General features: G+C 47.0%; 8 protein-coding genes. 5 read left to right on the top strand and 3 right to left on the bottom strand.

Annotated elements, in window-relative coordinates:
- On the top strand, positions 1-947 hold a 947-nt coding region (locus tag ACLR2L_RS17085; RefSeq protein ID WP_413369827.1), incomplete at its 5' end, for an AI-2E family transporter.
- Between the two features lie 63 nt (positions 948-1,010).
- Here the strand turns inward: ACLR2L_RS17085 and ACLR2L_RS17080 are convergent.
- Positions 1,011-1,892, bottom strand: a complete 882-nt coding sequence (locus ACLR2L_RS17080; protein ID WP_413369825.1) for a dienelactone hydrolase family protein — start codon at positions 1,890-1,892, stop codon at positions 1,011-1,013.
- Positions 1,893-2,226: 334 nt separating this feature from the next.
- Between ACLR2L_RS17080 and ACLR2L_RS17075 the strand changes: the two genes are divergently transcribed.
- Positions 2,227-3,765 carry a tetratricopeptide repeat-containing sulfotransferase family protein gene (locus ACLR2L_RS17075; RefSeq protein ID WP_413369823.1) on the top strand — a complete coding sequence of 513 codons (1,539 nt, stop codon included), beginning with the start codon at positions 2,227-2,229 and terminating at the stop codon, positions 3,763-3,765.
- Positions 3,766-3,817: 52 nt separating this feature from the next.
- On the top strand, positions 3,818-5,251 hold the full coding sequence (locus ACLR2L_RS17070) for a serine hydrolase (protein ID WP_413369821.1): 1,434 nt from the start codon (positions 3,818-3,820) through the stop codon (positions 5,249-5,251).
- Positions 5,252-5,282: 31 nt separating this feature from the next.
- Here the strand turns inward: ACLR2L_RS17070 and bcp are convergent, their stop codons facing one another.
- Together bcp and ACLR2L_RS17060 are read right to left on the bottom strand one after the other, a co-directional pair.
- Complete coding sequence (gene bcp / locus ACLR2L_RS17065) at positions 5,283-5,747, bottom strand: thioredoxin-dependent thiol peroxidase (protein WP_413369819.1); 465 nt, start codon at positions 5,745-5,747, stop codon at positions 5,283-5,285.
- Between the two features lie 3 nt (positions 5,748-5,750).
- Positions 5,751-6,284: a glycine cleavage system protein R gene (locus ACLR2L_RS17060; protein WP_140957254.1), complete on the bottom strand. Its 534-nt coding sequence runs from the start codon at positions 6,282-6,284 to the stop codon at positions 5,751-5,753.
- A 228-nt stretch (positions 6,285-6,512) separates the two neighbouring features.
- Here ACLR2L_RS17060 and dapA point away from each other — a divergent pair, with 228 nt between their 5' ends.
- Together dapA and bamC are read left to right on the top strand one after the other, a co-directional pair.
- Positions 6,513-7,397, top strand: a complete 885-nt coding sequence (gene dapA, locus ACLR2L_RS17055; RefSeq protein WP_140957256.1) for a 4-hydroxy-tetrahydrodipicolinate synthase — start codon at positions 6,513-6,515, stop codon at positions 7,395-7,397.
- A 9-nt stretch (positions 7,398-7,406) separates the two neighbouring features.
- A partial coding sequence (gene bamC / locus ACLR2L_RS17050) for an outer membrane protein assembly factor BamC (RefSeq protein ID WP_413369816.1) occupies positions 7,407-7,783 on the top strand: 377 nt, incomplete at its 3' end.

The raw sequence follows: 7,783 nt of genomic DNA, 5'->3' as shown, positions 1-7,783 counted from the left end.
CGGTTATTGTTGCCGCCATTATTGCTTACTTGCTCGATTGGCCGGTATCACAGTTAACCCGCATTGGCATGAAGCGCACGTTATCGTGCAGTCTGGTACTGCTTTGCTTTGTGTCTGTGATGGTTTTATTGCTGATTGGCCTGGTGCCCGTGGTAACCAAGCAGAGCATGAGCCTGGTTCAGGAGTTGCCTAACATCTGGCAGAAAGCCCAGGACTGGTTACTGACGCTGCCCGACAAATACCCTGAGTACGTTCAGTTTTCACAAATATACGAGATGATGGAAGGTGCAAACCAGCACCTGGTGGATTTTGGACAGGAAGCGCTGTCAGCGTCATTTAGTTCCATTGCCAGTGTTGCGGCTCTACTCATATACCTTATTTTAGTGCCGCTGATGGTGTTTTTCATGTTGAAAGACAAGCCGTACTTCACCGAGAGTATTTCCCGCTTATTGCCACGGGAACGCAGGTTAATAACACAGGTTGGCAACGAGATGAATGTGCAAATTGCCAACTATATTCGTGGCAAGGTTATCGAAATTATTATTGTTGGTGCCGTGTCGTGTGTAACGTTTGCCATTATGGATTTGCGGTACTCGTTATTGCTTGGTGTACTGGTTGGCTTATCGGTATTAATTCCGTATATCGGCGCCGCCGTTGTGACTATTCCGGTCGCTGTGGTTGCGATGTTCCAGTGGGGTATTACACCTGAGTTCTGGTATCTGATGGTTGCGTACGGCATTATTCAGGCGTTAGATGGTAATTTGCTGGTACCTATACTGTTTTCTGAAGCCGTGAGTTTACACCCCTTGTACATCATAGTGGCGGTATTGTTTTTTGGCGGCTTGTGGGGCTTTTGGGGGGTATTTTTTGCGATCCCGTTGGCAACGCTGGTAAAAGCAGTGATTTCTGCCTGGTCAAGTTCACCGGAAGTGCCAGCAGAACCCTGATCCCTGAACTATTTTGTCTCACATGCCATCGGTTTGATGGCATGTGAGTGAATCAATTCTTCATTAAATCAAGGCTTTGCGAAACATGGTAAGGGTTTTAGACCAGGCAAGTTCTGCCTGAACCTCGTTATACACCGTTGAATCAGGTGGTGTCCAACCGTGTAACGTGCCTGGATACACCGCTATGTCAGCACTCAAACCTGCTTGTTCATAGGCTTGGATAAGCAAGGGTTTCATATCTGGCGAGCGTTCGTTATCGTTTTCCGCAATGGCATGCAATGCAACGGCGTTTGATGCTTCAACGGTTAAATGCGGGCTGTCGTCTTTATCGGTAGCCAGTCCGCCGCCGTGATAACTCGCAATAGCGCCAATGCGATCCGGCATAGCCGCCGCGGCAAACATAGTAAACGCACCACTCATACAATATCCCATTACTGCTCCGGGTTTAGTTGAATCAACAGCGGCTTGGCTGTCCATAAAACTGAAAAACGCCCGAGCGTCGCTTACTACCGCATCTTTTACCAGTTTTGCCCGCATGGGATTCAGAATAGCCCGGGCTTCCGGCGCTGGAAACTCAATACCATCCGGCAGTGCCGCACCTTGTACATCACGGTAAAACGGGTTTACCACCAGCACGGCATACCCTTCGGCTGCCAATCGACTGCCCATGGCGTCAAATGCGTCGCGACGACCTTTTATATCAGGCCACATAATTACCGCAGGGTGTTTGCCCGCAGCAGGGCTTACCAGTAAGCAGTCGGCTTTACCGTCGGGTGTGTTCACCTGAACTTGCTGGCGGATAACAGATGTATCGCCGATTGCAAATTGTGGGAACGCCGAACCTAACGCGCCCATTGCAAGTAGGGTAGTAAATTGTCTGCGGTTAATTTTTCCGTGTTCGTTTATATAGTGTGCCGCATCGCGTTCTGTTCGTTCATCACACATGTTGTCAGGCTCCAGGTTAGTATGTTGTTTATAATAGCGGTTAAGTCATTCAGATCATCAAGCAGATTCCGATAAACGATGAATTCTATACGTTAGAATTAGGTGGGTTGGGGTAACCTGCGCCCATAGCAAGCGTCCTTACCAGGCGTCCTTACCAGGCGTGGTTGCAACCGCATGGTCATCCTGTTATTTTTACCCGCGTGACACGTATGTAATGAGCGGTATATCAACCAAATACATTACAGCCGACCCTGCAGACAAAATAAGCCTTATACGGCCGTTGCCATCCGACCTCCAGAAGCGGCAGGCAGATCAACTTGGATAAAATAACAATATGAATACACCAGGCCTTCAACAGGCGCTAGCTCAGGTGCATCAATGGCTAACGACAGGCCAGCCGCAACAGGCAGAGCAACTATTACTACAGCTCATCACGCAATACCCAACTAACACTGTGGTGTTAACTCACCTTATTGGCTTCGCATTGAATAAGAAGCAATACGCGAGCGCTGAAAAATATATTGATACGCTGCTAGCCCATCCTGAACAAATCATCGATAAGCAACAGTTCTTGCACCTTATCAGAATGTTCATCCAGCACAATCGCTTTAAAGCCGGTTTGAGGTTGTCATCTAATGTTGCAGACAACCTGAAAGGGGATGCGGAAGTGCTGGCCGCACGTTGCCATTGTGCTATTGATGCCCGGGCACTTGCCGATGCGCAAGCCTGGTTAGCGCAGTCTAACGATGTGGTAGAAGGAAGTCCTTACCTGATGCATACAAGGGCAAACATTGCCTCAATGCAAGGCGATTTTGACTCCGCCATACGCGATTTTCATCTTGTACTTGCAAAAGAGCCGGGCAACAGTTACGCCGCTGCTCGCATTGCTAAATGTGGACGGGTATCTGACGAGACACTTACCGCTTTGCTCGACGCGCTGGTACAGGGTGGTGACGATGAAGCCAAAGCGCGTATTCACCTGGCATTAGGCAAAGCGTATTCCGACCAAGGCGATTATAGCCAGGCCTGGGAACACGCTGAAAAGGGCAATCAGTTCAATAAGAATGTGGCCAAATTTGACGCAACGGTATTTCAACAACAGGTTGACCACATTATTGAGGCTTTCACTGCACCGCGGGTAGAGGCAATCCAGTCGGACAACACTCAGGAGCATGTGTTTATTGTTGGCATGCCCCGTTCGGGTACCACACTGGCTGAACAAATTCTGTCTATAGTGGACGACTACTACGCAGGTGGCGAAACGCCAGCATTGGAATATGCACTGGGATTTACCCGTGAAGGTGGGGCGTATACGCAATCTTTAATTCAGGGCGCTCCTATAGACTGGACTGCTGCTTGTAATGCTTACAACGATTATTTTGCGCAGTTTGCCAATTTTTCGGGAAAGCTGATCGTAAACAAAGTACCGACGAATTTTTTCCATGTAGGCCTGATCAAGCTGATGTTCCCGAAGGCGAAGATCATTAATATGCAGCGTGATCCGTTGGATGTGGCGGTGTCAGTATTCTTTGAGACGTTCTCGCAATATTTTGCTTATACAAACGACCTGAAAGATATCTTTTTTGTGTTTGAGCAGTATCAGCGCTTAATGACGCATTGGTCTGCCTTATTTAAGGATGATGTGCTGAATGTGTCTTATCAGGTTCTGGTGAGTGATTATCAGGCACAGGTAGACATTATCGGCCAGTTTTTAGGCAGACAGTTGCCTTCAGCTGACGAAATCCGCGGTGCAGCGAATCATGTTGAAACGCCCAGTTTGTGGCAGGTACGCCAGCCCATTAACACTAATGCGGTTAAAAAGTGGAAACGTTACGAAACGCAATTAGGCGAGTTTGTTAAGCAGTACAGTTAACCTTTGGTTAAGCCTTATGTAAGCCATATTTAGGTATCGAAGGAACGATAAAATGAAATCATTTTGGCCTTGTGCATACGGTTTTCTGCTTCTGATTGTATTCAGCCATAAAACAACAGCACTTGAAACGGCTAACCAATCATCCTCTGATCCTGCGTTTAAACAACGGGCATTACAAAGCAGTGCTGTTGCCGATGAATATGTAAAAAGTGGTTGGTTTACAGGTAATGTGCTTATAGCAGCCGATAATCTTCCCCTTTTTGAGCAATCTTACGGTTACGCTAATTTTGATAAACTACGGGCAAATGAGTCGTGCACACGTTTCAATCTGGGGTCGATAGCAAAGATCTACACAGCGGTGCTGGTTTTACAGCAAATAGAGGCGGGCGCGTTGTCGCTGGACACCACCATTGCCGAATCAGGACTAAACATAGCCGCTGATATTGCAGGAAAAGTCACCATTGCGCATTTACTAAAGCATAAGGCGGGCTTTAGAGACATTTTTGTTCCCGAGTACATGAATAATCCTTTGCAATTCGATACGCTGGAAAAGAAGGTTGACCTGCTCAAGGGCGAGCCATTGTTATTTGAGCCAGGAACCGATTACCGTTATTCCAATTATGGTTACATCCTGTTAGGGGCGATACTCGAAAAATTGACTGGTAAGTCGTTTAAAACGCAATTGGATGAGAATATCTTCTCGGTAATAGGGGCAACGCATACGTCGTTGCAAAGGAGAGAAGGGGATACGTGCCAGTCTGAGCGCTATGTATTTTCTCTGGAGCAATCCCTGGAGCCTACCGATTTCAGAGAGGTCTCAGGGCCTGACGGTGGTATAGAAGCAACGGCCTCCGACGTTTACCGCTTTTTTCAGGCTGTATTTTTTACCGACCAGTTAGTAAACCGATCCAGTGGGTCGTTTAAGTGGTATTTTTCCGATGCAGCGCACTATGGTGCCTATGGCGGTGGTACAGGTGTGAGTGCGGCGGTTGAAGTACTTCGCGATTGGCAACTTATCATTATTGTATTGGCGAACAGCGACGAATTGGTGGCTGAACACATTTCCAACCGTATGGTGTCGTTCATTCAACATAAACCCGTTGCCGCATTTCAGTTACCTGCAAAACACTTCGTTTATCAACAGTACCTTGCGTTGAAGCCCGCCGAGTTTACACTGAGGTTTGCAGAACTATACAAAAATCGGGGTTATTCCGGGTTTATGGGGCGAGCGATTAACGAAGCGGGATTGTCTCTTGCCCGAGCCGGTCAATTTGACGCTGCAACAGACATCATTGGATTTCTGCAGCATTTTTACCCTACTGCACCCCAGGCGTTCGATAGCCTGGCGTATGTTTTTCATTTGAAAGGTGACGTTGCCGGCGCAAAAGATACGTTCAGACAGGCCCTTGCGTTATCAGCTGAGTTTAACAGCGATTACCATGAAACAAATTACGGCGTGGATTTACAGACATTAAAAAACCGGTAAAAACCGGCTTTTTAGCGCTGCCAGAGGGTAATCAGGCGTTTAAGTATTTCAAGATCACCAGGTGGTGATCTTTGGTCTTAAACGTGTCAAACACCTGCTCAATTTTACCCGTTTCATCAATTAAGAAACTAACGCGGTGGAGACCGTCAAACTCCCTGCCCATGAATTTCTTCGGGCCCCACACGCCGAATGCATCTGCAACAGCATGGTCTTCGTCAGACAACAAGGTAAAGTTGAGTTGTTCTTTTTCGATAAACTTAGGCAGACGTTTTACTGGATCAGGGCTGACACCAAGTACTTCTACATTGTGTTGTTTCAGTTCTTGCTGAATATCCCGCAATCCTTGGGCTTGCACGGTACAACCGGGAGTCATGGCTTTAGGGTAGAAGTAAACCAATACTTTTTTACCTGCAAATGACGCCAAAGATACGCTGTCACCGTTTTGGTCTGGAAGTGTAAATGCTGGTGCGGGATTACCCGCAACAAGAGTTTTCATGGTTTATCCTTTGTGTTTATCTACTATTTTGCCAGTGAGGTGTAACACCTTACACAACAGCTCCAGACGATACTGGAACTCAGCTAAATGCACGTCGTCGGGAATATTAACAACCAGCTTGAAGCGCATCATTTTGTGTCCGGTGCTTTCATCTACTGCGGTAGTTTGCCTGAACGCACTGATGGCCACGTGCTGGTCGGCAAAGAATCGCGTAACGGCCAGTATCTGTCCCGGATTATCCACACCATTGAATTCCACATCGTATAAATGGGTCAGATTTTGTTTGGTGTGTTCACGAGTACGTTTCAGGATAGACAGCAGATCACGTCGCTGACACAGCTCAGGGATACTTAATTCGACCCGGGTTATCGCCGTGTGCGAACCTTCAATGATCATGGTCAAAGAAAACTCCTGCCCGTAAATGGCATGACGGCTGTCCAGAATATTGCATTCAGATTCGCTGACCAGGGTAGCAATATCACTCAGGATACCGGCCTGATCAGTCCCTAATATCACGGCGATTAATTGTTGTTTCATAAACCCGACTCACTCTATGGGGCGCAGATTCTATCATAGTACCCGGTAAAGTCGAACAGCCCCCTGAAGGATAAAAAACGATAGATATTCATCACATAGCTAGGTGTAAAAACCAGAATAGCCGGGGAACGGATAAATTAGCGCAATAATGGCTATTGAAATGCGGCAAATGCTTGTTTTTATGCGGTGTGACAATTACCATGTGCGCTCGAAAAAAGTGGAGAGATTATGTTTACCGGTAGTTACGTTGCACTAGTTACACCGATGCATGACAACGGCAAGATCGATTACGAGGCGTTACATGCACTGGTTGAGTTTCATATCCAGGCGGGCACACATGGTATTGTATCTGTGGGCACCACAGGTGAATCCGCTACTCTGCCATTTGATGAACATATTGAAGTAGTGAAACAAACGGTAGCCGCTGCTGCTGGCAGAACCAAAGTTATTGCCGGGAGTGGCGCCAACTCCACTGACGAAGCCATATTCCTGAGTGAGCAAATGGCCGGCTTGGGCATAGATGGTTTTTTAAGTGTGGTACCTTATTACAATAAACCACAGCAAAAAGGCATGATTGCGCATTTTAACGCGATCGCCGATGCAACCGATATCCCGGTTATTTTGTACAACGTGCCAGGGCGCACTGTAGCCGACATGTTACCCGAAACCGTAGCGGAACTGGCAAAGCATAAAAATATCGTTGGTTTAAAAGACGCTACCGGCAGTATTGAACGCTTGAAAGCCACTCAGGCTCTGGTAGATAAAGACTTTGTTTTATTAAGTGGCGATGACGGTACGTCAGCAGAATTTTTATGTGAAGGCGGTCACGGTGTTATTTCAGTAACAGCGAATATTGTGCCTAAAGCCATCGCGCAGATGTGCGAAGCAGCTTTGGCAGGTGATTACGCGCGTTGTAACGCCATTAATGCCAGTATTGAAAAACTGCATTCCGCATTGTTTATTGAGCCGAATCCAGTGATGCCAAAATGGGCATTGTTCAAAATGGGCATGATGAAAAGCCCGTTTTTGCGATTACCGATGGTTTTACCGGAACTTACGAGCCAAAAAAGCATCGAAGAGTTATTAGTTGAATACGCCATCATTTCTGAATAAGAGATAATTATGAATAAAAAACTGGCTCTGGTGAGCAGTATTGCCAGCCTTGTTCTGACTGCTTGTGCTTCACAACAGGAACGCGTGACCGCGTCCGGAAGCTACGCTTACGTAAAAGCCGCTGAGCGCACCCACCTGCAGGTACCCGCAGACCTGGATTCACCAGAATTTAGTAACGATTTTGATATTCCCGCAGTGAATCAGCCTGAAAGCGAACAATTAATTGGTCGCAACCTGGAAGTTATTCCGCCATCACTGGTTATTCCTTTGGTCTCAGGTTCTCATGTGCAGGAAGGCTCTAAAGGGGCCACTGTGTTGTTGGATCAGATAAAAGAGGAGCGAGAAAAGCACTATGAACAACAAATTGCCGAATGGAAAAAGGCTCT

This window comes from Alteromonas sp. AMM-1 (genome assembly GCF_047290655.1).
Taxonomy (GTDB): Bacteria; Pseudomonadota; Gammaproteobacteria; order Enterobacterales; family Alteromonadaceae; genus Alteromonas; species Alteromonas mangrovi.
This window is presented reverse-complemented; position numbering and strand designations above follow the sequence as displayed.

Bases quoted from the DNA above. Each gene is read 5' to 3' on its own strand.
- ACLR2L_RS17080 (WP_413369825.1), bottom strand. From the start codon at position 1,892: ATGTGTGATGAACGAACAGAACGCGATGCGGCACACTATATAAACGAA.
- ACLR2L_RS17070 (WP_413369821.1), top strand. From the start codon at position 3,818: ATGAAATCATTTTGGCCTTGTGCATACGGTTTTCTGCTTCTGATTGTA.
- ACLR2L_RS17075 (WP_413369823.1), top strand. From the start codon at position 2,227: ATGAATACACCAGGCCTTCAACAGGCGCTAGCTCAGGTGCATCAATGG.
- bcp (WP_413369819.1), bottom strand. From the start codon at position 5,747: ATGAAAACTCTTGTTGCGGGTAATCCCGCACCAGCATTTACACTTCCA.
- ACLR2L_RS17060 (WP_140957254.1), bottom strand. From the start codon at position 6,284: ATGAAACAACAATTAATCGCCGTGATATTAGGGACTGATCAGGCCGGT.
- dapA (WP_140957256.1), top strand. From the start codon at position 6,513: ATGTTTACCGGTAGTTACGTTGCACTAGTTACACCGATGCATGACAAC.